At 55.5% G+C, this 24,944-nt stretch carries 25 protein-coding genes; 10 read left to right on the top strand and 15 right to left on the bottom strand.

Translation table 11 applies throughout. The features are described from left to right. Nucleotides 1–140: 140 nt before the first annotated feature. Entirely contained in the window at nt 141–1,022 is an 882-nt protein-coding gene (locus M2418_RS09035) for an alpha/beta hydrolase (protein ID WP_259146078.1), read from the bottom strand. Between the two features lie 175 nt (nt 1,023–1,197). Here M2418_RS09035 and parE point away from each other — a divergent pair, with 175 nt between their 5' ends. Continuing rightward, the gene (parE, locus tag M2418_RS09030) at nt 1,198–3,279 is read left to right on the top strand and encodes a DNA topoisomerase IV subunit B (RefSeq protein ID WP_259146077.1); all 2,082 of its coding nucleotides are present in this window, start codon (nt 1,198–1,200) and stop codon (nt 3,277–3,279) included. Between the two features lie 317 nt (nt 3,280–3,596). On the opposite strand, the gene M2418_RS09025 is transcribed toward parE, so the two are convergent. From M2418_RS09025 to M2418_RS09015, 3 genes are all read right to left on the bottom strand, one after another. Then, complete coding sequence (locus M2418_RS09025; RefSeq protein ID WP_259146630.1) at nt 3,597–4,241, bottom strand: cobaltochelatase CobT-related protein; 645 nt, start codon at nt 4,239–4,241, stop codon at nt 3,597–3,599. Between the two features lie 27 nt (nt 4,242–4,268). Continuing rightward, a complete protein-coding gene (locus M2418_RS09020) occupies nt 4,269–4,529 on the bottom strand; it encodes a hypothetical protein (protein WP_259146076.1) in 261 nt (86 codons plus the stop codon). A 204-nt stretch (nt 4,530–4,733) separates the two neighbouring features. Beyond that, nucleotides 4,734–6,458: an ABC transporter ATP-binding protein gene (locus M2418_RS09015; RefSeq protein ID WP_259146074.1), complete on the bottom strand. Its 1,725-nt coding sequence runs from the start codon at nt 6,456–6,458 to the stop codon at nt 4,734–4,736. Nucleotides 6,459–6,690: 232 nt separating this feature from the next. Here M2418_RS09015 and M2418_RS09010 point away from each other — a divergent pair, with 232 nt between their 5' ends. After that, on the top strand, nt 6,691–7,896 hold the full coding sequence (locus tag M2418_RS09010; RefSeq protein ID WP_250981658.1) for an AI-2E family transporter: 1,206 nt from the start codon (nt 6,691–6,693) through the stop codon (nt 7,894–7,896). Between the two features lie 48 nt (nt 7,897–7,944). Here the strand turns inward: M2418_RS09010 and M2418_RS09005 are convergent, their stop codons facing one another. Then, entirely contained in the window at nt 7,945–8,400 is a 456-nt protein-coding gene (locus M2418_RS09005) for a GNAT family N-acetyltransferase (protein ID WP_259146073.1), read from the bottom strand. 119 nt (nt 8,401–8,519) lie between these two features. Here M2418_RS09005 and M2418_RS09000 point away from each other — a divergent pair, with 119 nt between their 5' ends. Then, nucleotides 8,520–8,957 (top strand): hypothetical protein, encoded by a 438-nt coding sequence (locus tag M2418_RS09000; RefSeq protein WP_259146072.1) that lies wholly within the window; start codon nt 8,520–8,522, stop codon nt 8,955–8,957. Nucleotides 8,958–8,979: 22 nt separating this feature from the next. Here M2418_RS09000 and M2418_RS08995 read toward each other — a convergent pair whose 3' ends face one another. The 3 genes from M2418_RS08995 to M2418_RS08985 all read right to left on the bottom strand — a co-directional run bounded on the left by M2418_RS08995 (nt 8,980) and on the right by M2418_RS08985 (nt 11,571). Further along, nucleotides 8,980–10,119 carry a DUF2336 domain-containing protein gene (locus tag M2418_RS08995; RefSeq protein ID WP_259146071.1) on the bottom strand — a complete coding sequence of 380 codons (1,140 nt, stop codon included), beginning with the start codon at nt 10,117–10,119 and terminating at the stop codon, nt 8,980–8,982. A 272-nt stretch (nt 10,120–10,391) separates the two neighbouring features. Further along, nucleotides 10,392–10,991 (bottom strand): flavin reductase family protein, encoded by a 600-nt coding sequence (locus M2418_RS08990; protein WP_259146070.1) that lies wholly within the window; start codon nt 10,989–10,991, stop codon nt 10,392–10,394. Nucleotides 10,992–10,995: 4 nt separating this feature from the next. Further along, nucleotides 10,996–11,571 carry a nitroreductase gene (locus tag M2418_RS08985; protein ID WP_250981663.1) on the bottom strand — a complete coding sequence of 192 codons (576 nt, stop codon included), beginning with the start codon at nt 11,569–11,571 and terminating at the stop codon, nt 10,996–10,998. 108 nt (nt 11,572–11,679) lie between these two features. On the opposite strand from M2418_RS08985, the gene M2418_RS08980 reads away from it, so the two are divergent. After that, a complete protein-coding gene (locus tag M2418_RS08980; protein ID WP_192488786.1) occupies nt 11,680–12,657 on the top strand; it encodes a hypothetical protein in 978 nt (325 codons plus the stop codon). A gap of 107 nt (nt 12,658–12,764) precedes the next feature. Here the strand turns inward: M2418_RS08980 and thrS are convergent, their stop codons facing one another. The 3 genes from thrS to M2418_RS08965 all read right to left on the bottom strand — a co-directional run bounded on the left by thrS (nt 12,765) and on the right by M2418_RS08965 (nt 15,730). Beyond that, nucleotides 12,765–14,780, bottom strand: a complete 2,016-nt coding sequence (thrS, locus tag M2418_RS08975) for a threonine--tRNA ligase (RefSeq protein ID WP_259146069.1) — start codon at nt 14,778–14,780, stop codon at nt 12,765–12,767. Nucleotides 14,781–14,902: 122 nt separating this feature from the next. Continuing rightward, a complete protein-coding gene (gene yidD / locus M2418_RS08970; protein WP_250981665.1) occupies nt 14,903–15,265 on the bottom strand; it encodes a membrane protein insertion efficiency factor YidD in 363 nt (120 codons plus the stop codon). Nucleotides 15,266–15,268: 3 nt separating this feature from the next. After that, nucleotides 15,269–15,730: an iron-sulfur cluster assembly scaffold protein gene (locus M2418_RS08965; protein ID WP_259146068.1), complete on the bottom strand. Its 462-nt coding sequence runs from the start codon at nt 15,728–15,730 to the stop codon at nt 15,269–15,271. A 277-nt stretch (nt 15,731–16,007) separates the two neighbouring features. Between M2418_RS08965 and folE the strand changes: the two genes are divergently transcribed. From folE to M2418_RS08950, 3 genes are all read left to right on the top strand, one after another. After that, nucleotides 16,008–16,634 (top strand): GTP cyclohydrolase I FolE, encoded by a 627-nt coding sequence (gene folE, locus M2418_RS08960; protein WP_259146067.1) that lies wholly within the window; start codon nt 16,008–16,010, stop codon nt 16,632–16,634. A 38-nt stretch (nt 16,635–16,672) separates the two neighbouring features. Next, entirely contained in the window at nt 16,673–17,128 is a 456-nt protein-coding gene (gene hisI / locus M2418_RS08955) for a phosphoribosyl-AMP cyclohydrolase (RefSeq protein WP_250981668.1), read from the top strand. A gap of 113 nt (nt 17,129–17,241) precedes the next feature. Continuing rightward, on the top strand, nt 17,242–18,192 hold the full coding sequence (locus M2418_RS08950) for a patatin-like phospholipase family protein (RefSeq protein WP_259146066.1): 951 nt from the start codon (nt 17,242–17,244) through the stop codon (nt 18,190–18,192). A 142-nt stretch (nt 18,193–18,334) separates the two neighbouring features. Here the strand turns inward: M2418_RS08950 and M2418_RS08945 are convergent, their stop codons facing one another. Together M2418_RS08945 and M2418_RS08940 are read right to left on the bottom strand one after the other, a co-directional pair. Beyond that, the gene (locus M2418_RS08945) at nt 18,335–18,769 is read right to left on the bottom strand and encodes a CBS domain-containing protein (RefSeq protein WP_250981670.1); all 435 of its coding nucleotides are present in this window, start codon (nt 18,767–18,769) and stop codon (nt 18,335–18,337) included. Nucleotides 18,770–18,902: 133 nt separating this feature from the next. Beyond that, complete coding sequence (locus M2418_RS08940; protein WP_259146065.1) at nt 18,903–19,652, bottom strand: rhomboid family intramembrane serine protease; 750 nt, start codon at nt 19,650–19,652, stop codon at nt 18,903–18,905. 336 nt (nt 19,653–19,988) lie between these two features. Between M2418_RS08940 and M2418_RS08935 the strand changes: the two genes are divergently transcribed. From M2418_RS08935 to M2418_RS08925, 3 genes are all read left to right on the top strand, one after another. After that, the gene (locus tag M2418_RS08935) at nt 19,989–20,543 is read left to right on the top strand and encodes a PAS domain-containing protein (RefSeq protein WP_259146064.1); all 555 of its coding nucleotides are present in this window, start codon (nt 19,989–19,991) and stop codon (nt 20,541–20,543) included. A 113-nt stretch (nt 20,544–20,656) separates the two neighbouring features. Further along, the gene (locus M2418_RS08930; protein WP_192488776.1) at nt 20,657–21,268 is read left to right on the top strand and encodes a PilZ domain-containing protein; all 612 of its coding nucleotides are present in this window, start codon (nt 20,657–20,659) and stop codon (nt 21,266–21,268) included. Between the two features lie 574 nt (nt 21,269–21,842). Then, the gene (locus M2418_RS08925; protein WP_405049399.1) at nt 21,843–22,448 is read left to right on the top strand and encodes a transglutaminase-like cysteine peptidase; all 606 of its coding nucleotides are present in this window, start codon (nt 21,843–21,845) and stop codon (nt 22,446–22,448) included. A gap of 234 nt (nt 22,449–22,682) precedes the next feature. Here M2418_RS08925 and M2418_RS08920 read toward each other — a convergent pair whose 3' ends face one another. Next, on the bottom strand, nt 22,683–23,120 hold the full coding sequence (locus M2418_RS08920; RefSeq protein ID WP_192488774.1) for a DUF1489 family protein: 438 nt from the start codon (nt 23,118–23,120) through the stop codon (nt 22,683–22,685). 122 nt (nt 23,121–23,242) lie between these two features. Next, entirely contained in the window at nt 23,243–24,646 is a 1,404-nt protein-coding gene (locus M2418_RS08915; protein ID WP_259146063.1) for an L-serine ammonia-lyase, read from the bottom strand. Between the last annotated feature and the right edge of the window lie 298 nt (nt 24,647–24,944).

Below are 24,944 nucleotides of genomic sequence, written 5' to 3'. Positions count from 1 at the left end.
CCAGTACCGCCTCCCCCTCATCTCTCCCATTAGCTGTATCGGGAAACAATTGGTACAGGAAATAAGAAATTTGGTTCAAAACATTGGTTAAAATTGCCTATGGCGCGTTCAAATTAATGTCAAAAACGCCCTGCGGCGATTTATTGCACCAAAATCCAGTTTAGAATTGCCCGCCAGTCGCTCATGCGCACCGGTGTTCCATGCGAACCCGTCTGGAACATGGTGAAACGAACCGGTTGTCCGGCTTTCAGCAATTGCCGGTAGATGGACACCTGGTCGCCGGATTTATAGACACTGTCATTGGCGCCGTGCGTAAACCAGATCGGCAATTTTGCCTTGGCCGCAGCGCTGGTCGGCAGTTCCGGGTCAGGCGCCCCACCCAAAAGTGCCATGCCCTGCAGATTGGCCACCGCCTGCGCGTCACGGCTGATGCCATAACAAATGAAGCTGCCCATCGAGGCGCAGGAAAGAATAACCGGACGACCACCAGATTGCTGGCGCGCATGGGAAATCAGCGCCGCCACATCGGCCACGCCCTGCGCGTCAAAGCTTTTGACACTGGGGGCGTAATAGGTGCCGCCATTGTCCAGCGCCAGGTTCTTCAGCCGGTTGAAGTTGCCGCCAAAACTGTAATCATTCATGCCAAGCCTGCGATCACCGCCACGACCGTGAATGAAGATCACCGTAAAGGTCTGGCCGGATGCCTGTCCGGTGCGTCCCACCTCGATGGTGCGGCTGTCAGCCTGCACCGTTTCCAGCGCCTGCGCCTTTCTGGCAATCGGCGTGACATAGCTGCGCTTGACGCGTCGTTCGGGGATTTCATCGCGCTCGTTGATGTCGCGTAATTCCTGGTAATCGATCGTTTCGTAACGACCGCCATCGGCCTGTTCCAGCACGCTTTGGCGCGAAAACAGGTTGTCCTTATAGGGTTTCAGCGGACCATCAGAGCCTTGCGCCGAGGAGGTTGAAGCCCCAAATACCGTGACAAGAAACACGAAAAATGCGAAATGAACTGTGGACATGCAGCGAAAACCATTTTGATTGACAGCCACTCCCTTGCCATTGACGGTAAGGCAGCGCAATCCTCATCCGGAAAAACCCTGATAAATTGCGCGGAATCGCGCTCGATTGGCATTTGTGGCAAAATCGCGCTGATTCGGATGGCCATAAGATGGCGCACGACAACGATTAGGCAACATGGATAACGGTAACGATCTATTCTCAAGTATCCCGGTGGTGACAGAGCCATCGGATACCGGCACTACAGTCAATGAAACGCCTGCACCTGCTGCTAACACCAACAGCAAGCCGTCAGCGGTGTCCGTTGCACCTCCGGCATCGTCATCCGGCGATGACTATGGTGCATCGTCGATCCGTGTTCTGGAAGGGCTTGAACCGGTCCGTATGCGTCCGGGCATGTATATTGGCGGCACCGACGAAAAGGCGCTGCACCACCTGTTTGCCGAAGTCATCGACAACTCGATGGACGAAGCGGTTGCAGGACATGCAAACTTCATTGAAGTGCATCTGGATACGCAGGGCAACCTGACTGTCAGCGATAACGGCCGTGGTATCCCGGTCGAAAACCACCCGCAGGTGCCGGGCAAGTCGACGCTTGAAGTCATCATGACCAAGCTGCATGCCGGTGGTAAATTCGACGGCAAGGCCTATGAGACCTCGGGCGGTCTGCACGGCGTGGGTGTTTCCGTTGTGAACGCACTGTCCGACCTGCTTGAGGTCGAAGTTGCCCGTAACCGCAAACTGTACCGCCAGCGTTTTTCTCGCGGTGTGCCACAGGGCCCGCTGGAAGAGCTGGGCGATGTGCACAACCGTCGCGGCACACGCGTCAAGTTTCACCCCGACCCACAGATCTTTGGTGATCACGCCAGGTTTGATCCGGCTCGCATTTTCCGCATGGCCCGCTCGAAAGCCTATCTTTTCGGCGGCGTGGAAATTCGCTGGAGCTGCGATCCCGGCGTTGTACAGGCCGGTGGCGAAATCCCGGAAAAGGCTGTTTTCCACTTCCCCGGCGGTCTGAAGGATTATCTGTCCGCAACGCTTGGCAAGGATTTCACCGTTACGCGCGAAATCTTCTCCGGCAAGACGGAAAAGACCGGCGGCCACGGCGCCATGGAATGGGCGGTCACCTGGTATGGTGGCGATACACAGATCCATTCCTATTGTAACACCATTCCGACCCCTGAGGGCGGCACACACGAAGCCGGTCTTCGTATTGCGCTGACCAAGGGGCTGAAAGCCTATGCCGAACTGACGCAGAACAAGCGTGCAGCGCAGATCACCACCGATGACGTGATGATCTCGGCCGTCGGCATGTTGTCGGTGTTCATTCGCGAACCGGAATTTGTCGGCCAGACCAAGGATAAGCTCGCAACCGTCGAAGCACAGCGTATCGTTGAAAACGCCTTGCGTGACCCGTTCGACCATTATCTCGCTGGCAACCCCAATGAAGCAGCAAAACTGCTCGACTGGGTGATCGAGCGTGCGGAAGAGCGCCTGCGTCGCCGCAAGGAAAAGGAAGTCAACCGCAAGACGGCCGTGCGCAAGCTGCGCCTGCCCGGCAAGCTGGCAGACTGCTCGCAAAACACCGCCGAAGGCGCTGAACTGTTTATCGTGGAAGGTGATTCGGCTGGCGGTTCCGCCAAGCAGGCCCGTAACCGCGCCAATCAGGCCATTTTGCCGCTGCGTGGTAAAATCCTCAACGTGGGTAGCGCCAGCCGTGAAAAGCTGTCCGCCAACCAGCAGATTGCCGATCTCATTCAGGCGCTCGGCTGCGGCACGCGCACCAAATATCGTGATGAAGACCTGCGTTACGAACGTATCGTCATCATGACCGATGCCGACGTCGACGGCGCGCATATCGCATCGCTGCTGATTACCTTCTTCTATCAGGAAATGCCTGAACTGATCCGTGGCAACCACCTGTATCTGGCCGTGCCACCACTTTACAAAATCACGCAGGGCTCAAAATCGGCCTATGCGCGTGACGATGCCCACCGTACCGAACTGATGGAAACAGAGTTCAAGGGCCGTGGCAAAGTGGAAATCAGCCGCTTTAAAGGTCTTGGTGAAATGCTGCCCGCGCAGCTGAAGGAAACCACCATGGATCCGTCCAAGCGTACCCTGCTGCGCGTCGTCATCGATGACGTCGACTTCGAAGGCACCAGGGAGGCCGTTGATAACCTGATGGGAACCAAGGCTGACGCCCGCTTCCGCTTCATTCAGGAACGCGCCGCTTTCGCCGAAAACCTCGACATCTAAGTCATATGCCCCGAAGCGCCAACGCTTCGGGGTAACAGCCGCTGCGGCTTATCTATTTGTAAAAACAGTCCGCCGCGCCATTTTCGGGTGCATATTGCTGTGCTCGCGCGAGCGCTATCTTCTTGGCGTCATCCTCGCCCTTGTGGCGAGGATCTAACCACCCAGCCATATCAGTTTCGTTTGACGAGATGTGGTTAGATCCTAGGGACAAGCCCTAGGATGACGTGAACACGAGACGTGATGATGGTAAAAGCCCCTATCACCGTTAGAAACCCAGTCATCACAGATCTGCGCGGGGCGGAACGCCCCTCACCGCTTCAAGCAAAATCCTTTTTCAGCGCTTCACGCAACACATCAATCAGCGTAGTTCCCAGATCATCGATTTCATCAATCCGGGCCGAGGTACGGTAATATTGCGAGGCGTCGTAACCGACGCCGACACCGACCAGTTCAACGGCACCTTGCATCTCGGTCTGGGCGATCACCTGCTTGAGATGGCGACTGAGGTAGTTTGTATCATTGGCTGACAGTGTCGCGTCATCGCAGGGCACCCCGTCTGACAGCACAACGACAATGCGTCGCTCAGCCTGGATATCCATTTGCCTTGATATGGCCCATTCAATCGCCTCGCCGTCGATGTTTTCTTTGAGCAGGCCGAGCCGAAGCATCGGCTCCAACAGATATGCCCTGCCCTCGCGATAGGCGAGTTCAGAAGATTTGTAGATGATATGAAGCGTTTCAGCCAAGCGACCAGGCGCCGCGCGCTTGCCCTGTTGCTCCCACAATCGTCTGCACTTTCCGCCCCGCCAGCCAACCGTGGTGAAACCGAGCACTTCAAGTTTGACATTCATCGCGCCCAGAAATTCCATGGCAATCTGACACGCAGCAGCGGCCAGCAGCATGTTGCGACCGGCCATCGATCTGGAGTGATCAACAAGGATTGTGACGACGGTATTTTCCAGATCTTCCGTCGTTTTGACGTTTCTCAGCTAGTTTGACGCTTCGAGACTGGCGATCCGCGCTTTCGTCTTCCAGCCTAGCAATGCGTCCTTAAACGTATCAAACGCCTGCCTGAGATCAGCCTTTTCCTCGCCAGACATCGGCCCAATCACTGAACTCAATTCGCCAGCGTGGGTAACCACGTCAAACTCACGGGTAAACACCCGGTACGCCTTGGGGTCGACCGGTGCCTCAACGGCGTCACTACGCGGTTTAGAAGATCGGCTCAATCGCTTCAAAAACTGCAACATGCACGACTCATAGTTGAGAAAACAGGGTTGTACGTTTTTGGCAGTGATAGGACCATGAGGCAAGAGAACACCCATGAGCCAAAGCCAGGCTGCGATGTGGTGCAGTTGTTGCGCACTTCGTCTAACCCCAAAAAGCAAAACCGGCATGTTCCATCAGGACCACGCCGGCTTCATCATTTCCAAATCACGTGGTTCAGGCAGGCGTCACGCGCCAGCCAGACCGAACTGTGCCGCATGCAAACGGCTGTAAGGGCCTTTTGCCTCGATCAGCTGTTCGTGGTTGCCAGTTTCGGCAATGCCGGTTTCATCCACCACCACGATGCGCGAGGCATCACGGATGGTTGCCAGGCGGTGGGCGATAACCAGTGTGGTGCGGCCCTTGGAAAGCTCGGCCAGCGATTGCTGGATGGCCCGTTCGGTTTCCGTATCCAGCGCCGATGTCGCTTCGTCCAGAATAAGGATGGACGGGTTTTTCAGGAACATGCGGGCAATCGCCAGACGCTGCTTCTGGCCACCGGACAGTTTCACACCGCGTTCGCCAATCACCGTATCCAGCCCGTTCGGCATGGCGGCAATGACCGTGTCGAGCTTGGCGCGCGCCGCCGCACTCTTGATCTCGGCCTCGGTCGCACCAAGGCGTCCGTAAGCGATGTTTTCACGCACCGTACCGCCAAACAGGAACACATCCTGCTGCACGATACCGATCTGGCTGCGCAGAGACGATAGTTTCATCTTTCTGATGTCGATGCCATCGATCGAGATCGAACCTGACGTTACGTCATAAAAACGCGGTAGCAGCGAGCAAAGCGTTGTTTTACCGGCACCCGAGGGACCAACAAAAGCAACGGTTTCCCCGGCCTTGATGTCAAGATTGATGCCACGAAGAATGTCGCGCTTGTCGCTGTAGCTGAAACCGACATTGCTGTAGGAAATATTGCCACGCAGCGCCGGTGCATCAATGGCGTCGGGTGCATCTTCAATATCCGGCGCAGTTTCCATCAACTCCAGGAAACGACGGAAACCGGCAATACCCTTGGGATAGGTCTCAATAACCGAGTTGATCTTTTCAACCGGACGGAAGAACACGCCAACCAGCAGCAGGAAGCCAACGAAACCACCATTGGTCAGGTCGCCCTTCAGCACGAACCAGGCGCCAGCAATCATGACGATCATCTGCGTCAGACGCATGCTCATGTAGCTGAGCGACGTGCTGGCCGCCATGATGCGATAAGCATTCAGCTTGGTGGTGCGGTAGTTCTGGTTGTCGGTCTCAAACAGCTTGCGCTCGTGGTCCTCATTGGCAAAAGCCTGCACAACGCGCATGCCGCCGACATTTTCCTCGATGCGGGCATTGAAGTCGCCAACCCGGCCGTAAAGTGCGCGGAAGTTCTGCGTCATGCGGCCACCGTAACGGCTGGTCACCCAGGCGGTCACTGGCACCACAGCGGCAGTGATCAGCGCCAGATGCACGTTAACCGACATCATCAGCAACAAGGCACCGATAAAGGTCATGATGGCAATGAACAGGTCTTCAGGGCCGTGATGGGCCACCTCACCAATCTCTTCCAGATCCTTGGTCAGGCGGCCAACAAGGTGGCCGGTCTTCTGATTGTCGAAAAAGCGGAAGGACAGTTTCTGCAAATGGTCAAAGGCCAGCCGGCGCATATCGGTTTCGATATTGATGCCAAGCATATGTCCCCAATAGGTTACGATTGCCATCAGGCCTGTATTGACCACGTAAACCACCAGCAATCCGATCGACGCCAGCAAGATAACCGGCCAGTCACCCTGCGGCAAAAGAATGTCCACGAACGCTTTGACGGCCATGGGAAAGCCGAGTTCCAGCACGCCGGATAACACGGCGCAGGAAAAGTCGATTATGAACAAACCCCGGTAAGGGCGATAATAGGAAAAGAACCGCTTCAGCATCTCATCTACTTCCGGTAGTCGCCGCAATCACATCGCAGCATGCGAAAAGTGATGGGTAATTGTCATATTTATATATTTGAGCCAAGGGTGTTGCGTTATTTTTACCAAAATCCTTCACTATATTAAGTGAGGACAATAAAAACGATGGAATGACCCTTTAAGGTTTGCACAAAACAACGTCGCCGTGTGACACTGAAGGGAAACATTTCGAAATGCGAAAGAGACATTCGTTGTGAGCAGCGCAGACACCCATAGACCACAGAGCGAGCAGAAATGGCTCGGCCCTGTCACGCCGTCCCGTATGGCGCTCATACCTTCCATATCCGCTGCTCGCTGGCTTCTAATTCTGATCGTCGCTGCCGGTATCTACTTCTTTCACGGCTTTTTAGTGCCGGTGCTGGCCGCATTGGTCATCGGCTTTGCAAGCTGGCCGCTTTACAGAAAGCTGCTGAAGAATGTCGGCGGCAACACAACCGTTGGCGCCACCATTGCCATCATTCTCATCATCACCTTCCTGATCGTGCCAATCGTCATTGCCGCGTCCTATACGGCCAGTGAAATTCGCGAATGGTTTGGCTGGGCGGTTGAGGCAAACCGGTATGGCGCACCGGTACCGGCATGGATTTCCGGCATGCCGGGTGTTGGCGTATGGCTGACAGAACAATGGACAAAATATATCGGCACGCCAGGTGCGATCGGTGAGGTCATTCAACTGGTCAGTGGCGCAAACATCGGCAACATCTACCGCGCCGTTCTGGCCGCCGGTAATGGCGCCTTCCACCTTATCCTGACGCTGCTGTTTCTGCTGATTGCGCTGTTCTTCGTCTATCGCAACGGCGCTTCCTTCTCCAAACAGGTGGACCTGCTCGGCGAGCGCATTCTGCCAACCCGCTGGGAGCGGATTTCGCGCGTTGTACCGGCCACCATCAGCTCGACCGTCACAGGCATGACGCTGATCGCGATCGGTGAAGGTATCATTCTCGGCATCGCCTACTGGATTGCTGGTGTACCCTCGCCTGTCACACTCGGTGTGCTGACCGGCGTCATGGCGCTTATTCCTGGTGGCGCACCGCTGTCCTTTACGCTGGTGTCGATCTATCTGGTGGCCAGTGGTTCGGTCGCAGCCGGTGTTGGCCTGTTCGTCTGGGGTTCGGTGGAACTGTTCATTGTTGACAAGACCATTCGTCCGCGTCTGGTCGGTGGCCCGATCAAGCTGCCCTTTCTGCCAACCTTCTTCGGTCTGGTTGGCGGCGTGAAAACCATGGGTTTCCTCGGCCTGTTCATCGGTCCGGTGCTGATGGCGCTTCTGGTTGCCATCTGGCGTGAATGGGTGCGTGAGGTGGAACTGTCATCCACTCCGGCAGAGACCGTGGACATATCCGCATCGACTGACGGTACACAGGCACCACCGCCGCCACTTCGAAAAGCGGCCTCTTAAACGCCCCAAAAGAAAACCCGCTAAACCTGATTTAGCGGGTTTTGTCATTCAGAGGGTCTTTTGCATAAAAAGACTGAGCGGGTCAGGCTGGTAAGGCGCAAAGGCCGGCACATCCTCAAAACCCGCCTTGCGGTAGAGACCAATCGCTGCTGGCTGGCTGATACCGGTTTCCAGACGAATGGCCCGCAGGCCAAGATCACGACCGAGCGTTTCAATAGCGTCCATCAGCTTCTGCCCGATTTTCAAACCACGAGCATTGGGGTCGACAAACATCCGTTTGATCTCTGCAAAACCGTCATCCTGCGACACCAGCGCACAGCAGCCGACAATCTGCCCCTCCTTGCGCGCCACCAGAAACGAAACCTCCGGCTTCATCAGGGTGGTGACATCAAGCAGGTGATTGCTTTCCGCGGGATAGAGCGACGCCATATAGGCGTCCGACATTTCCAGCAGCGTGATGATATCCGGTTGATCGGCCTGTTCCAGCTGAATTGAGATCGTCATAAAATTATGCCACGTCTGTTTTGTGAGAATTCCTCTGCCCTATTGTAACTGCAATTGGCGTGCAATTCCCAAAATACAGTTTCTACGGTGCGATTTCATCATTCAAGGCAGCCAGAGATATGAAAACAGCCTTTGTCCTCATGACCATTCTTGGCTGCGACGACAGCGCCGTCGATTGCCATCACGTGGCCACCTTGCAGCAGCAATGGACCAGTATCGAGCTGTGTGATGCCGCTTCCGAAAAGGAACTGGGCAATTACGCCAATGCGCCCTACCCGGTTGTCGTTGCCGTGTGCCAGACACCGGATGCCCAGACAGCTAGCGCCCCGACAAGCGAGCCAAAGGCCACAGATGCCGCAACGACGGCAGAAGCGCATGTCGAGGCTGACGGACAGGCACCGATGACGGCTGAACACGAACAGTCCCTGACCGCACAGGCCATTACCCGCGTCAGACGTATTCTTCCATCAACGGAAGGCGTCAAAAACCTGTTTGTCAAACCGGTGCGAATTGTTGAAGACAGTTATTCCTGGATGGCGAAACGCTTTACCAAATAAGGCGTTTCACCAAAAATCAGGATCAGGCAGCATCAATCATCAGGCCGCTGGCATAAGAGCGCGCTCTCTGGCGCTGCTCGTTCATCTGCAGCTTTTCCAGCATATCGAGAAGTTCATCGACGACCGCTGGCAGCCCGTGACGCGCACGGAACTTGGCAACAAGATTGCCGCAAATATCTTCCAGCGCCACGCCGGAAATCGACTGCGCCGCATCACGCCACAACAGCGTTGCATCCACAAACACGGCGCAGATGTCTTTCGACAGCCCGGCAGAATGGAAAAGCACCTGCACTGCCGGCACGCGACCAGTTGCCAGAATGGAGCGTACGCGCTTTTCATCCAACTGTGACAGATTGGACATGGCTTCACTGAAGAAGCTCAGGCGACCGGCACACAGCGCATAAATAAGCAATGCCGGGTTCAACTCACCGCTTTTGCGCAGATGGTCGACAAAGGCGGGCATATCGGCCTGTGGCACCGAAGCAAGAATTTCAACGGTTGCAGTGTCACCGGCGTCACGAATGACGTAATCAATGCGCGAGCGGTCGACAAAGGCATTGACCAGATCAGAACAGGCAAGCGCACTGCCGACATGGTTCAACAGCGCATGGCGGGCGTCAGCTGGCAGGTCATCACGCTCCAGAAGCAGGTTGCGAATTTCGGCCTGTTCGCCAAAACGCTCGACAATACGGCGCAGTGAAATGCGCGAGATATCAATCAGTTCGTTTTCCAGCAGAATGAACAGTTCGCCGAGATCGGCGACTTCCGCCAGCGCGGCGCACACGCCACGGCTCAGATAAGGACGTGCAGCGATAAAGGAACGGGTTGCCACATCACCACGGCCGACAAGATCAACCAGATCCATGTCGCGCAGAACCGGCGAGCGCATGATGACAGTGCCGGAAATCTCCGGCTGGTCTTCGGCCAGCGCAAAAACAATGGCGCGTGGCGCAACAGGAGAATCACAAATGGCTTCCGCAAGCGAAAGACGCACGCGTGGCGACGGATCATCCAGCAGATAGGTCAACGCCATATAGGCGGCCTCATGCTGTTCCTTGTTCATGCCTTCGACGAGATAGGCGCGACCAAGAGCATTGGCTGCACTAGCTCTATCTGCAACTTTTGCCGTCTCAGACCAGCGAAGGAATGCCTTAACGATCACAGCAGCCTCTTGAATACATCACCACATTTCAGGCCGAACAGGAGAAGCGTACGAAAAACGGTCCCGCCTCATCTCTGCCCGTTCATGCACCCTAGGAGCAAATGGTTTACGTTTGGTTCACCATGCTTGTTAACGGCTGCAAAACCATAAGAATTTGCGCAAGAAAACAAAAACGCCGGCAATGCGGTAAAGCATCCCGGCGTCCTGATTTCATGGAAGGCATCGAGCGCAACAGACTGAATCCCCAAGGGTTTCAGCGCATTGCGAACATCCTATGGTCTTTGCAGCTCGAAAACATCCGAACCGCCATCACAATAATCCATATAACCCATGCGGCCGATCGGCCGGGCAAGGCCCATGTCGAGACGACCATCGCGGATGATCGAATCGTCAATGTGAATGGCAACCACTTGCCCAAACACCATCCAGCTATCCGCCGCCTCACCGTCAAGACCAACCGGCTGCAGGATTTGCGTGACACGGCACTCCAGCGCCGCATGGGCTTCAGCAACGAAAGGCGCCTCCGCCACACGGCCCATTTTAGAGGTCAGGCCTGCAAGCTGGAACTCATCGACGCCGTAGTCGACCGCACGTGAGGAAAGATTGGTCTTTTCCACCAGATCTCTGCTGACGAGACTTGCGGTAAACACACCTGTTTCCTCGGCATTGCGCAGGCTGTGCTTGCGACCGCTGGACGAGAACATCACGATTTTGGGATTGTCCGAGACAACGTTAAAAAAGGAATAGGGAGACAGGTTAAAAGACCCGTCATTACCCTTGGTACCAATCCAGCCAATCGGCCGTGGTGCGACAATCGCCTTGAATGGATCATGTCGCAGGCCGTGAGCATTCGCTGCTGTCTCGTAGAACATACCCTTAGCCCACCCAGGTCACTACATCTGATACGTTGGGGCGCGGACGTTCAACCGGCGGGAATGTCGTGGAACCAATATGGATAAAGCCCGCAACCTTTTCGCTGGCATCAATGCCGAGTGCTGGCCATGCCTTGGCGTCAAATGCCATCCATTCGGTCAACCAGTTGGCCGCATAACCATGGGCATTGGCCGCCATGATCAGGTTAAGGCACACTGCACCAGCCGACATGATCTGCTCCCATTCAGGGATTTTCACATGCGGACCGGCGGTGCTGATAACAGCAACAACAACCGGGGCGCGGGTAAAGCGTGTCAGTTCCACCTGCTTCTGTTCGTCGCTCATCTCCGGCTTGTCAGCCAGCGCCAGCTCCAGCATCTCACGTCCCAGTTTCTCACGCTGCTCGCCGCGGTAAACGATAAAACGCCAAGGGGCCAGCTTGCCATGGTCAGGCACACGCACCGAAAGGCGCAAGATTTCTTCAATCTCGGCCTTTTCCGGGCCAGGTTCTGAAAGCTGGAAAGCGGGAATTGAGCGACGGACATTGAGATAATCCAGAAGCGTGATGTCACTTTTCATGATAACGGTCTTCCATTGCTGTGGCATGTAAGGGTATGGGTCTTGAAATAGCCATGACCTTCGGTTTCAAGTGGTCCCCGGAAATACAGAAGTCAATTGGTAACAATCATGAAAGCCATCAAATTTGCGGCAAGTCTGGCAATCGCGGTCGGCGCAATTGTTATGCCGTCTCATGCCGTTTTTGCCAATGATGCGTTCCAGGGTTTCAAGCAGCTTGGCGGCACCGCCAAAATGCCAAAGCTCAATGCCTTCACGCCGCCATCGGCCAGCGAACCGGCACAAACCGCATCTGATGTCATTCTCGAGGCCAAGCTGACCGGTGATGGTGAGGCCATGCAGCAAGGTCTTGCCTGGCGCGTGTTTAGCCCTATTCCCGGTGAAGATGGCAAGCTGCCGATGTTGGCCAGTTCCGAAGGCGGCACCGCCACCTTCCACCTGTTGCCCGGTGACTATTTCATCAATGTTACCTTTGGCCGCGCTGGCGTCACAAAGAAGCTGGTTGTCCCGATGTCCGGCAAGGTCGACAAGCAGGTTCTCATTCTTGATGCGGGCGGCTTCGTGCTCAATGCAACGGCCGGGACAGACCGCAAGATCCCCGGAAACCTGCTGAAATTTTCGGTTTATTCCTCTGACGTCAGCGACGATGGCGAGCGCAAGCTGGTCATGAACGATGTCAAGCCCAACACCATCATCCGCCTGAATGCCGGCACCTATCACGTCGTGTCGGAATATGGCGGCATCAACGCCGTTGTCCGTGCCGATATTCAGGTTGAAGCCGGCAAGCTGACCGAAGCAACCTTGCAGCACCACGCAGCACAGGCAACGCTGAAACTGGTGTCTGAAAAAGGCGGCGAAGCCATTGCCGATACCGCATGGTCGGTTCTGACCAGCGGCGGTGATATCGTTAGCGAAAGCGTCAGCGCCTTCTCCACCATGGTGCTGGCTGAAGGCGAATATACCGCCATCGCCCGCAACAAGGACAAGGTCTACCAGAGCAATTTCACCGTTGAGGCAAGCCACGATACCGACGTGGAAGTGCTGATGAAGGAGCCTGAAAACACCGACGACGGCAGCGGCGACTTCTGATCCTGACGTAACGTCAAGTCTCCCGTGGCATCACCGCGCAGAGACATCATCAAAATCAGACACTAACAGCAGATATGAAAACGGCGCCTTTCGGCGCCGTTTCTGTTTCATGCTGCGCTGGTTACGCGGGCAGCCTTGGCTGCGCGCTTGCGCTTGACGTCTGGCGGTGTTGCCTCGTCAACGAGGCTGGTGATTGCCTCTTCCAGCGACATGGATGTCTGCGCCTGGCTGCCAAGACGGCGGATGTTGACCGAGCGTTCCTCGGCTTCCTTCCGTCCGCAAACGATAATGACAGGAACCTTCGTGACAGAATGTTCGCGCACCTTGTAATTGATCTTCTCGTTGCGGAAGTCGGTTTCAACCGTCATGCCGGCATCGCGCAGCGCTTCGGCAACCTCGCGGCCGTAATCGTCAGCCTCGGAGGTAATCGTCGCAACAACAACCTGCAAAGGTGCAAACCACAGCGGCATGTGACCGGCGAAGTTTTCGATCAGAATGCCAAGGAAGCGTTCCATCGAACCGCAGATCGCGCGGTGGATCATCACTGGCTGGGTCTTTTCCGAGTTCTGGTCGATGTAGAAGGCACCAAAACGTTCCGGCAGGTTGAAGTCCACCTGCGTCGTGCCGCACTGCCATTCACGGCCGATCGCATCGCGCAGGGTATATTCGAACTTCGGACCATAGAACGCGCCCTCGCCCGGCAGAATCCCAGTCTTGATGCGGCCTTCCGACTGTTCCTCGATGGTCTTCAACACATCCATCATCACGCTTTCAGCACGATCCCACAGGGCATCGTTACCAACGCGCTTTTCAGGGCGTGTGGACAGCTTCACCACCACTTCATCAAAGCCGAAGTCCTTGTAGACCGACAGGATGAGTTCGTTGATGCGCAGGCATTCCGCTGCCATCTGCTCTTCCGTGCAGAAAACGTGCGCGTCGTCCTGCGTAAAGCCGCGGACGCGCATCAGGCCGTGCAGAGCGCCAGAAGCCTCATAACGGTGAACGGTACCAAACTCCGCCAGACGTACCGGCAGTTCGCGGTAGGACTTCAGGCCATGTTTGAAGATCTGCACGTGACCCGGGCAGTTCATCGGCTTCAGCGCAAAGACGCGGTTGTCCGCTTCCTTGTCTTCCGGGTGCGTGAAGGCATAGGCCGACTTCACCGCAAACATGTTTTCCTGGTACCAGCCCCAGTGACCGGAGGTTTCCCACAGCGACGCATCCAGCACCTGCGGTGCATTGACTTCCTGATAGGTGCCTTCAAGGTTACGGCGCATGTAGCTTGTCAGAGCCTGGAACATGCGCCAGCCCTTGCCGTGCCAGAACACCACGCCCGGACCTTCTTCCTGGAAATGGAACAGATCCATTTCGCGGCCAAGACGGCGGTGGTCGCGCTTTTCAGCTTCGGCCAGAATGTGCAGGTAACGGTCGAGCTCTTCCTGTGTTGCCCAGGCCGTGCCGTAGATACGTGTCAGCATTGGATTGTTGCTGTCACCACGCCAGTAAGCACCGGCAACCTTCATCAGCTTGAACGCCGTGCCGATCTGGCCGGTAGAGGCCATGTGCGGGCCGCGGCAAAGGTCAAACCAATCGCCTTGGTAATAGATCTTGAGATCCTGGTCTTCCGGGATCGCGTCGATCAGCTCAACCTTGTAGCTTTCGCCCTTGGCAGCAAACACTTCCTTCGCCTTGTCGCGCGACCAGACCTGCTTGGTGAAGGCAGCATTGCGCGCAATGATTTCCTTCATCTTCGCTTCGATCTTCGGCAGATCTTCAGGCGTAAAAGGTTCGTTCTTGGCAAAGTCGTAATAGAAGCCGTTTTCGATAACCGGGCCAATCGTCACCTGCGTGCCGGGCCACAGCTGCTGCACAGCTTCAGCCATCACGTGGGCTGCGTCGTGGCGGATAAGCTCCAGCGCACGCGGATCGGTGCGGGTCACAATCTCAATTTTGCCAGCAGTCACAACGTCAGACAGGTCGCGCAACTCACCATCGATGGTGATGGCAACCGCTTTCTTGACCAGGGATTTGGAGATGGATTCTGCGACGTCACGGCCTGTGGTGCCAGGCGCAAACTCGCGGGCCGATCCATCGGGAAATGTAAGGGAAATAGCTGCTGACATGATATCAATGCTCCTTGATCCAGTCCCGCCAACCAATGCGGGTGGTTTTTACGTGTGATAAGTAAGTCCTTACTTATCTGGCAGGCCTTTTAGCGCCGTTCCTGCAAAGGGTAAAGATGCGATCAGTGGCGACGCGACCAATATCGCCAGGGTGCCCACCAGTGCTGGTTTGCCCCAAGCGTTTCGCGCACCGGATCAAGACCGCTGGTGCCACCCGGCCCGCAACGCGCCACGCGAAACAGCGTCAGCCATCCCCCGGCCCAAAAGCCGTGGCGGGCAATCGCCTCATAACCATATTCCGAACAGGTCGGGATATGGCGGCAGGAATTGCCGATGAAACCGGAAAAGGTCAGCTGGTAAAAGCGGATGAACGCCATGCCGAGCAGGCGTCCAGGCGTCTTGCGAAACGGTCCCTGCCAGTTGCGCGAGGCAGTCTTGCGTGGAGTTGGCTGCGGTTCGTGGTTGCAGCCGGGCGCGCCACACATGGCTCAGCCCGCAACAGTGGCGGCTGAAACAGCCTCGGGCTGATGAGCTGCGATCTGGTCAAGGCAATCCACCACCGCATCAAAAGTCAGCATGGTGGAGGCGTGGCGGGCCTTGTAATCCTTGACAGGCTTCAGCACCCGCATGTCTTCAAACCGACCGATAGGGCCATCACCGCCATTGGTCAGCATGGCTAGCATATCCAGCCGCGCCTGACGCAGTTCATCAACGCTGGCACCCACCACATGATGCGCCATGATGGAGGAAGACGCCTGCCCAAGCGCACAGGCTTTCACTTCGTGCGAAAAGGCACTGACGGCACCATCTTCCACTTTCAGATACACTTTTACCCGGGAGCCACACAGTTTCGAATGTTTCTGCGCACTGGCATCCGCATCGACCATCGGGCCGGTCAGCGGAATGTTTCCGGCAAAAGCCAGTATCTTGTTGTTGTAAATATCGTCCATCAACCAACCTGTATCAGCACGCCCAAAGGTCAAACCGGTTATCTTTTTCAAACACAGCGTCACCCTTGGCACGGCTTTTCTGCCCAACCCAATACATTATATGTTATTTTGCCCCGTCATCATCAAGCCGTCGTGAAATTCCGCTGAATTGATCGAAAAACAGGGTTAGCGCTTGCCAAAACGGTGCAAAACAACCAGATAGCAGACAGTGCGTGGGAAATGGCCACGCACGTTGCATAGTTCAGGTGCGGCCTTTAACCGCATCGGGAGATAGAAGATGGATGCCATTGTGAAGAATTTTCCTGCTGCCGGCGCAACGTCTGACGTTGAAATCATGCGTCCGACACAGGCAGAAGCCGAAGAAGCAGTGAAGGTTCTCCTGCGCTGGGCCGGTGACAACCCGGACCGCGAAGGCCTGCTGGACACCCCACGCCGTGTCGCCAAAGCCTATGGCGAGCTTTTTTCGGGCTACGCACAGGAACCGGAAGAGGTTCTCGGTACGACCTTCGAGGAAGTCGGCGGTTATGACGACATCGTGCTGGTGCGCGACATTCCATTCTTCTCCCACTGTGAGCATCACATGGTGCCAATCGTCGGCAAGGCCCATGTTGCCTATTTGCCTGACGGCCGTGTTCTTGGCCTGTCGAAGATTGCCCGCGTGGTCGAGATTTTTGGTCGCCGCCTGCAGACGCAGGAAAACATGACGGCACAGATCACCAGCGCGATTGATGGCATTCTGAAACCGCGCGGCGTGGCCGTGATGATTGATGCAGAGCATATGTGCATGTCCATGCGCGGTGTGCAGAAGCAGGGTTCTTCAACCCTGACCACCAGCTTCACCGGCACTTTCAAGACAGACCCTGCCGAGCAGGTTCGTTTCATGACAATGGTGCGCAGCCGCTAAACGCGGCTTTTCGCCACCTCCTGAACAGTGGTATAAACATGACCGGCACACAATTTCCCCTGCCCGCAAGCGACAAAACCATTCTTGAAGGCGCAGGCAGCTTCACCCCGAAGTTTGATGCCCATGGCCTGGTGACCGCCGTTGTCACCGACGCGACCGATGGCGAATTGCTGATGGTTGCCCACATGAATGCGCAAGCCGTTGCCCTGACACTGGAAACCGGTGTCGCCCACTATTTCAGCCGCTCACGTGGCAAGATCTGGAAAAAGGGTGAAACCTCCGGCAACCTGCAGACCGTGCGCGAAATCCGCACCGATTGCGATCAGGACGCCATCTGGCTCAAGGTTTCCGTGGCCGGTCATGACGCAACCTGCCATACTGGCCGCCGGTCGTGTTTTTATCGTACTGTCTCCCTTGAAAATGGCGAGGCTGTTACAAAAATTACCGATAATGAACGGCATTTCGATCCGGCAACCGTTTACAGCGACAAATAACACCTGACGTTATTTCTCCATTCTGCTGCCCGGTTTCGATGCGATAACCGTTTTGAAACCGCAGAAGCGTTTAATGACGCTTGTTCGCAATGTGCAGGAGGAGTGTCGTAGCGATGTTGGGGTGGGGTATCAATCGCGGCAACAGCGGCACATTATCCACAATTGATGGTAATGAGCCGACATTTCCCGAAAACGAAGCCAAACTGCGGGGCGATACACGTATTGCATTGGCGCTGGGCGGCGGTGCTGCCCGCGGCTGGGCGCATATTGGCGTTCTGCGCGCCCTTGATGAGGCAGGCATCAAGATTGGCATGATTGCCGGCACGTCGATCGGCGCGCTGGTCGGCGGCTGTTATCTCGCTGGCAAACTGGATGAGCTGGAAAGTTTTGCCCGCTCCCTGACCATGCGCCGCATTGCCGGCCTGCTCGACCTGACGATTGGCGGCGGTGGCCTGTTTGGTGGCATGCGCCTGACCAAACGTATGCAGGAACATCTTGAGGGATTGACGATTGAAGGCCTCGACCGTCCTTTCGTGGCGGTCGCCACCGAATTGACGACCGGCCATGAGGTATGGATCCATCAAGGCGATCTGATCACCGCATTGCGCTCATCCTACGCATTGCCCGGCATTTTCGAACCGGTCTATTGTAACGGTCGCACATTGATTGATGGCGCATTGGTCAACCCGGTGCCAGTGTCAGTCTGCCGCGCGCATGAGCAACCGCTGGTCATTGCCGTCAACCTCAACTACGACATTTTCGGGCGTTCGGCCGTGGTCAAACATGGTGCGGGCGCACCCGGTGCGACGCCACTGCCCGTGCCGACCTCCGCGCAGCGCCCCGGCCTGCCGGGCGTAATGGTGCAGGCTTTCAACATCATTCAGGACCGTATTTCCCGTTCTCGTCTGGCAGGCGATCCGCCGGACCTGACACTGCATCCACGGATCAATGATATCGGCCTGTCGGAATTCCACCGGGCCGGCGAAGCCATAACCCGTGGTTACGAGGAAACACGTGCCCGAATTCCAGAACTGCAACGCATGCAGCAGGTTTTGATGCGTTGATTGGGTTCAGCGTCAGCCGTTATCCTCGGGCTTGTTCCGAGGACCTAACCCAATCAGCCACAAACCTCACACTTGCGCAGGCGTGACTAGATCCTCGGGACAGGCCCGAGGATGACCACGAGAGCATGTTTCGGGCCACTATTTATCCGGCTATATAAGCCTTGATCTGTTCAGCTTCAGCCTCGACTTCGCCAATGCGCGCCTTGACCACGTCACCAATCGAGATAATTCCGGCAATCTTGCCATTGTCTTCCACCGGCAGATGGCGGAAGCGGCCACCGGTCATGATTTCCATCAGCTGGTCGGTGGTCGATGTCTCCTGACAGCGAATCACGTTTTTGGTCATCGCGCCGGAAACCTTTTCTTCCAGTGACGCAGCACCTTTGCCGGCAATGGCGCGCACCATATCGCGCTCGGTGAAAATGCCTTTGATGCCACCTTTGGCATCCACAACCACGACAGCACCGATCTTGTGATGATTCAATGTTTTGGCTGCTTCAGCAATCGTCACATCAGGCGATACGGTTACAACGTCGCGACCTTTCGCATCCAGCAAATCCTTCACGAATATCGGCATATATTCCTCCTCAAAATCCACCGGTTCCGGTATGGAAGCTCCCCTATTCCATACCCACGGCACAGCAATGCTGCGCTTGCATGCGGTGGAATGCAAGACACAACTTCCAACAATACGTATGCAGTCTGTGATCTCAGAGGCGGTGTTTTTGCCGTGGCAGCGGATCGAAAAGGTCAAACAGCAGGAAGCCGAACGCGAAACCGAAAATATGCGCGTCCCAGGCAATAGCGCCTGCAGCATCGCCGAAAATCGGCACGCCAACCGCCACCAGCACGTTACCCAGCAACCACATGACCGTGAAGATCACCACTGTGCGGTTCATGAAGGCTGCAATAATGCTCTGGCGTGGATAGAGATGGCCAAGCGCCGGATTAAAACCGCCACCATGCGGTGGAAATGCAAACCGGCAGGCAGCCCCCATCAGCGCAGACACCACACCCGACGCACCAATCAGTACGGTCATGTCATGCCAGTTGAGGGCAGCGTGGCCGAAAGCCGACGCCGCAGCACTGAGGCACCACAAAAGAATGAAGCGAACGGCACCGATGCGGCGCATGACCGGCGTGCCAAAGGCGGCCAACCACAGACCGTTGAACACGATATGCATGGTGCTGCCATGCATCAGCGAATAGGTGATCGGTGTCCACAGCCACTCCATGCCCTGCTGCGAAAACGGAACAACGTAGCGCATGGGTATAAAGCCGAAGGTGAACAGGTACCAGGCATAACCATCGTCCGACAGCAGGTACTCACCAACCAGATAAACAACGGCCAGAAGCGCAAGGGTGATGACCAGCAAGCCCGGCAGATTGAAGACAGGTTCTGACGGTCTTTCAGCGGGCGCTTGGTCTGCGGAAGGAACATCGTCGCGATTATCTGTCATCACTTCACCCTTTTACCCGAACCGCCCAGTCAAAACCCGGTGCGTCGGCAACAAAACTGTCGGTTCATCAACGGCATACAGGACCATTGAACGAAAAAAAAGCCGCCCTGACTGGCAGGACGGCTTCGGAGCCCCCGGTTTTAACCCGCCCCGTAAATCTGTGCTGAAAGAGTTTCCCCTTAAATGACAGGATCTCAATGCCACGTCGGTCAGCCGAACTCAATCTAAACCATTCATTAACCTTAATTTCCCCGTGGCACGAAACTGGCATCGCTATCCTTAAGACCACCAGAACCAGTGTCCCCTGTGCTGGAATGAGACATATGGAGGCGATCCATGAACATTGTAGCAAGCATGGAGCTATATTCGTACTGGAATGACCTGCGCGGTGACACACCCGCCCCGGTACGTCAAAACATTGAACCTGAAAAAATCCGCCATCTGTTGCCGGATCTTTTCATCCTGTCGGACGAGGCCGAGACATCACCCGTTTTCCGGCTTACCGGAACACGTCTGTATTCGATTTTCGGACGGGAACTGCACAAGACTGAATTTTCCAAACTCTGGCTACCGCAAAATGCGCAAAGCATGGTGACAATTGCCAAGACGGTGATGCACCGGGAAATACCTGCCATCCTCACGGTACGCGGCGTGGAACAGCAGGACTCAACCGAGCTATCCAAAAGCCAGTCACCAGATGATGACATCAGTTATGAAATGTTGCTGTTACCGCTCAGATCATCCCAGCCGTCCGAGCCACGATTGATCGGTGGCCTGTTTCCGCAAAATCGCAAGCATGTCTATATTAGGCCAGTGGCGACGCTAATCCCGGAAACCTGTCGTATTTTGGAGAGCGTTTCGACGGAAACTCCCCTGAAAAACCACGCGTGAGGCGAGAATTTTGGTTTTATTGCATAACAGTTGCATTCATGTCGAAAAGTAGAACGGTCTGTTAACTCGACAGCAGTAGAGATGCACTGTTCAATCACCATAGTGCGATATTGATGTTTTCAGTTAAATCCACCAGCTTTGCACATGCAGAACCCGCGCACCCGGTGCGCGAGGTACAGACTGTGTCCGTCAATCTGTCGGGCCGCATCATGCTGCCGGACTATGAGGAATATGACTGCACCATCACGGACATGACTTCGGAAATCGCGCACTTCACCTGCGCGGCGATGGGACATCAGGGCGATCGCGTTATCGCCTACCTGCAGCACATTGGTAGACTTGAAGGCAAGATTACTGCGATTTACGCGTCCGGTTTTACGATTTCGATTACCGCGACCGAACGCAAACGGGAAAAACTTTCTGCGCAGCTGGCATGGATTGCCAAGCGCCAGGAGCTCGGCCTGCCGGAAGATCGTCGCCACGATCGTCTGGCGCCGCGCAAATCACGCGCCGAACTGACTCTGGAAGATGGCAACGTCGTTTTATGCCGCATCATCGACCTTTCACTGTCCGGTGCCGCCATCGAAGTTGACGATCGCCCCGCCATGGGCACCATCGTCAGACTTGGCGCCATGAAGGGCCGCATCGTGCGCCACTTCATGGAAGGTGTCGCGATCGAATTCGATCGGGTACAGTCGCGCGATGCGCTGCTGGAATTCCTTTAAGCGATCCGCTCTCACCAGATCTGACCACATCAAGGCCGCCGCAATGCGGCCTTTTCTTTTGCCGATAACCTAACGCGCGATGCCGAACTGTGACCGCCTGTGCCAGTCTGATGCAGGTTTTGGCAGAAAACAGACCGTTTTTACCCCACACATCCAATCAACGGCCTTTGATGTTTTTTTTCGAGAACATCAAAATATTTTTTGCGGTCAAAATTCACCTTGCCTGTGCCACATGGTGTTTTTGCAAGTATATTTCCGCAAAAAACAGAAACGCACACCATCACATTGACCCATTTTGGCGCATTCTGGCCAGACTTCATCGCTCGGACACCAAGGCCACAAAAAGGCAAATATCATTCTTTTTCAGAGAGATAAGCAGAAAATAACCGACAATGCGACCTCTGAAATTCGCTAAAATTTTAGTCAAATACGCATAAAATAAAGCTCAAATACGCTTAAATATAAATTCAAATAAGTCGAAGAATTTCAGAAAAACAACATCAAATTTACGCGGCAATATTTGCGTGACCTAAAAATTTGCATGCGATTGTCTCCTCAACACGGGAGACAGGTAATGAACAACAAAAAACAACTTGGTTTCTTGGCCGCTACACTTTTTATGATGGCCTTCACATCTCAGGCATATGCTTCGCCAGCCGCCGCAATGCGTATTATCGGAAAAGCAAATCCGCCAATTGGCCACTACGAATTCTGCCAGACCTACAAAAGCGAATGCGTCGCCACATCGGCTGATCGCGGACCGCTCAAACTGAACAAAGACCTCTGGAAGATGATTCTGGACGTCAACTACACCGTTAACACCACCATTACTCCAATGACCGATATGGAAGTCTATGGTGTGGAAGAACGTTGGGCCTACCCGACGACAGTGGGTGACTGCGAAGACTTTGTTCTTCTGAAGCGCAAGATGCTGATGAACAAGGGCATCGAAGCCTCCAACCTGCTGATCACAGTCGTTCTGCAGCCGAATGGCGAAGGCCATGCCGTGCTGACCGTGCGGACAGACCATGGTGACTTCATTCTCGACAACATGCGCAACCGGGTCATGGACTGGTCGGAAACCGAATACACCTATCTGAAGCGCCAGTCGGCCGGCAATCCGGCCCGGTGGGAAAAGATCCAGGATGGCCGCGCAACAGCCGTAGGCGGTATCAACTAACAATGTCATCCCGGACCGCAGGCCGGTTTGGGATGAAACCTATACTTGAGAGGAATTGGCCCGGTCCGTCCCCCTACCCCGTCCCCTGACCGAGCCATGAGCCGGTTCCGTTGCCCCGGAACCGGCTCACTCTTTTTTTTGGGGTCAGTAAACTGCCGAAATCACGGGATAATCTGGGCACGACAGTGCGATTGCAGGCTGTTTCAGCCGCATGTCATCTTTTGGTGACAGGCTTTAAAGTAGGCCGAGTTCGGCCAGTTCGCGCTTCAGATCAGAGGGAAGATCATCCGCACCGCCATCCGAACCACCGAGATCACGCGGCGCATCTTCTGATGTCAGATAGCGCCAACCCTGAAACGGCCGCTTCGGTGCAGGCGATGTTTCAATGACCTCCGGTCCCAGCACCAGATCACATCTGGAAATGCCGTCATCGCCCTTGAAGGTCTTGATATCGAGAAAACGCTGGCGCGCCAGAACCTGCCCCTTGATCACCCAATAAAGAGAGCCGCCATCCAGCAGCTCTTCAACGCGCTTGGGGATCATGCGTGTGGTGTGAATGCTGTGCGGCTCAAGCCCGGCAGCAATGGCCAGCAGCGACCGCTGAGAAACCCAATCCCGCAAATCCTGAAGCGAATCTGCGCCAACGCATAATTTGAGAAGATGAAGTGCCATGGTCTTCATCAATGCCTATTTGGCGCAGTCGTCAAGACATGTCGGCATCTTATTAACAAAGCCTTTGGCCGCACGCCCCATGGCGTGCGACAGGAAAGGTCGGCAGTGCCGTCCCTTTAAACTCAGCACTCCACCACATTGACGGCAAGACCGCCGGTCGAGGTTTCCTTGTATTTCTCGCTCATGTCGTTGCCGGTCTGACGCATGGTTTCAATGCAGGCATCCAGTGGCACGAAATGTTCGCCATTGCCCTTGAGCGCCAGCGAAGCGGCAGTAACCGCCTTCACCGCACCGAGCGCATTGCGCTCGATGCACGGTATCTGCACAAGACCGGCAATCGGGTCGCAGGTCATGCCCAGATGGTGTTCAAGCGCGATTTCAGCGGCATTTTCCACCTGTTCGGGCGAACCACCCAGCACGGCAGCAAAACCGGCAGCCGCCATGGCCGATGCAGAACCAACCTCACCCTGGCAACCAACCTCGGCACCGGAGATAGAGGCATTGTGCTTGATGATGCCGCCAATCGCCGCTGCCGTCAGCAGGAAGTCCCTGACGTCATCAATCGACGCATCCTCGTGGAAATGACGGAAATAACGCACGGTCGCCGGCACCACACCGGCAGCGCCATTGGTGGGGGCTGTTACGACCCGGCCACCGGAAGCGTTTTCTTCGTTCACGGCCATGGCATAAACGCTCAGCCAGTCATTGGCGAGCAGCGGATTGGGTCGATTGCTGCGCCATTCAACATTCAGCTTTTCATGAATGTCGTGGGCACGGCGTTTTACCTTGAGGCCGCCAGGCATGATGCCTTCATTGCGCAAACCACGGTCGATACAGCCATTCATTGCGTCCCAGATCTGGTCGAGACGGGCATTCAGCTCATCACGCGACACAATGATCTCTTCATTGGCACGTTTCATCTGGGCAATGGTGCGGCCGGAACTGCGTGCCATCTCCAGCATTTCGCGTGCCGAAGAGAAAGGATACGGCACGCGCACGGTCTTAGTAGAATCACTGCCGCCGTTGCGCAGCGCCTCAAGCTCTGTGTCGGTGACGACAAAACCGCCGCCGATCGAATAATAGATTCGCTTCAACAGCACGCGACCTTGCTTGTCGAGCGCCGAAAACGTCATGCCATTGGCATGGCCGGGCAGCGGGTTCTTTTTGTCGAACACCAGATCTTCATCCGGCTTGAAGCCATAGGCCGGGTGACCGGGCGGACAGACCTGAGCGGTTTCCTCGACCTTGGCGATGATGCCGTCCATGGCGTCAGGATCCACCGTATCCGGCTTTTCACCCGCCAGTCCCAGAATGACCGCACGACCGGAGCCGTGGCCAATGCCGGTAAAGGCCAGTGAGCCGTGCAGGCTGACCTTGATGTGGCTGACAACTGCGGTGGCGGGTTTGGGCCAGTCATCCGTCAGCAGCAGCGCCAGAAAACGGTTTGCCGCCGACATCGGGCCCATGGTGTGAGAACTGGACGGACCGATACCGATCTTGAAGACGTCGAAGACCGAAAGAAACATTGCTACGCCTTATTCAATTGCATTGACGGCAATCATTTTAGCGCAAAGCGAAGACATTCGCCATCGATTAGCGTCAGACGCTGTGGTCGTGGCGACATATCAGCGCCAAAGCGGCGTGGCCGCAGACAACATGGCTCTGAAAACAAAAACAGCATGGCTTGGGGCCATGCTGTTTTTTAAAAGAACTAAAATACGAGAGACTATTACGGGCTGCCAAAAATGTACGTCAATGCGAGAAAAGCGGCAAAACCTGCGAGTGCGCGAATAGTTACACCCCAGCAGGATTTCTGAGCGGTTT

Origin of the sequence: Rhizobium sp. BIGb0125, assembly GCF_024810055.1 — a bacterium.
Lineage (GTDB): Bacteria > Pseudomonadota > Alphaproteobacteria > Rhizobiales > Rhizobiaceae > Agrobacterium.
This window is presented reverse-complemented; position numbering and strand designations above follow the sequence as displayed.

Excerpts from the sequence above, each read along its gene's own strand:
- M2418_RS09035 (WP_259146078.1), bottom strand. The coding sequence starts at position 1,022 with ATGTCCACAGTTCATTTCGCATTTTTCGTGTTTCTTGTCACGGTATTT.
- parE (WP_259146077.1), top strand. The coding sequence starts at position 1,198 with ATGGATAACGGTAACGATCTATTCTCAAGTATCCCGGTGGTGACAGAG.
- M2418_RS09020 (WP_259146076.1), bottom strand. The coding sequence starts at position 4,529 with ATGTTGCAGTTTTTGAAGCGATTGAGCCGATCTTCTAAACCGCGTAGT.
- M2418_RS09015 (WP_259146074.1), bottom strand. The coding sequence starts at position 6,458 with ATGCTGAAGCGGTTCTTTTCCTATTATCGCCCTTACCGGGGTTTGTTC.
- M2418_RS09005 (WP_259146073.1), bottom strand. The coding sequence starts at position 8,400 with ATGACGATCTCAATTCAGCTGGAACAGGCCGATCAACCGGATATCATC.
- M2418_RS09000 (WP_259146072.1), top strand. The coding sequence starts at position 8,520 with ATGAAAACAGCCTTTGTCCTCATGACCATTCTTGGCTGCGACGACAGC.
- M2418_RS08990 (WP_259146070.1), bottom strand. The coding sequence starts at position 10,991 with ATGTTCTACGAGACAGCAGCGAATGCTCACGGCCTGCGACATGATCCA.
- M2418_RS08985 (WP_250981663.1), bottom strand. The coding sequence starts at position 11,571 with ATGAAAAGTGACATCACGCTTCTGGATTATCTCAATGTCCGTCGCTCA.
- M2418_RS08980 (WP_192488786.1), top strand. The coding sequence starts at position 11,680 with ATGAAAGCCATCAAATTTGCGGCAAGTCTGGCAATCGCGGTCGGCGCA.
- thrS (WP_259146069.1), bottom strand. The coding sequence starts at position 14,780 with ATGTCAGCAGCTATTTCCCTTACATTTCCCGATGGATCGGCCCGCGAG.
- yidD (WP_250981665.1), bottom strand. The coding sequence starts at position 15,265 with ATGTGTGGCGCGCCCGGCTGCAACCACGAACCGCAGCCAACTCCACGC.
- M2418_RS08965 (WP_259146068.1), bottom strand. The coding sequence starts at position 15,730 with ATGGACGATATTTACAACAACAAGATACTGGCTTTTGCCGGAAACATT.
- folE (WP_259146067.1), top strand. The coding sequence starts at position 16,008 with ATGGATGCCATTGTGAAGAATTTTCCTGCTGCCGGCGCAACGTCTGAC.
- hisI (WP_250981668.1), top strand. The coding sequence starts at position 16,673 with ATGACCGGCACACAATTTCCCCTGCCCGCAAGCGACAAAACCATTCTT.
- M2418_RS08950 (WP_259146066.1), top strand. The coding sequence starts at position 17,242 with ATGTTGGGGTGGGGTATCAATCGCGGCAACAGCGGCACATTATCCACA.
- M2418_RS08945 (WP_250981670.1), bottom strand. The coding sequence starts at position 18,769 with ATGCCGATATTCGTGAAGGATTTGCTGGATGCGAAAGGTCGCGACGTT.
- M2418_RS08940 (WP_259146065.1), bottom strand. The coding sequence starts at position 19,652 with ATGACAGATAATCGCGACGATGTTCCTTCCGCAGACCAAGCGCCCGCT.
- M2418_RS08935 (WP_259146064.1), top strand. The coding sequence starts at position 19,989 with ATGAACATTGTAGCAAGCATGGAGCTATATTCGTACTGGAATGACCTG.
- M2418_RS08930 (WP_192488776.1), top strand. The coding sequence starts at position 20,657 with ATGTTTTCAGTTAAATCCACCAGCTTTGCACATGCAGAACCCGCGCAC.
- M2418_RS08925 (WP_405049399.1), top strand. The coding sequence starts at position 21,843 with ATGAACAACAAAAAACAACTTGGTTTCTTGGCCGCTACACTTTTTATG.
- M2418_RS08920 (WP_192488774.1), bottom strand. The coding sequence starts at position 23,120 with ATGGCACTTCATCTTCTCAAATTATGCGTTGGCGCAGATTCGCTTCAG.
- M2418_RS08915 (WP_259146063.1), bottom strand. The coding sequence starts at position 24,646 with ATGTTTCTTTCGGTCTTCGACGTCTTCAAGATCGGTATCGGTCCGTCC.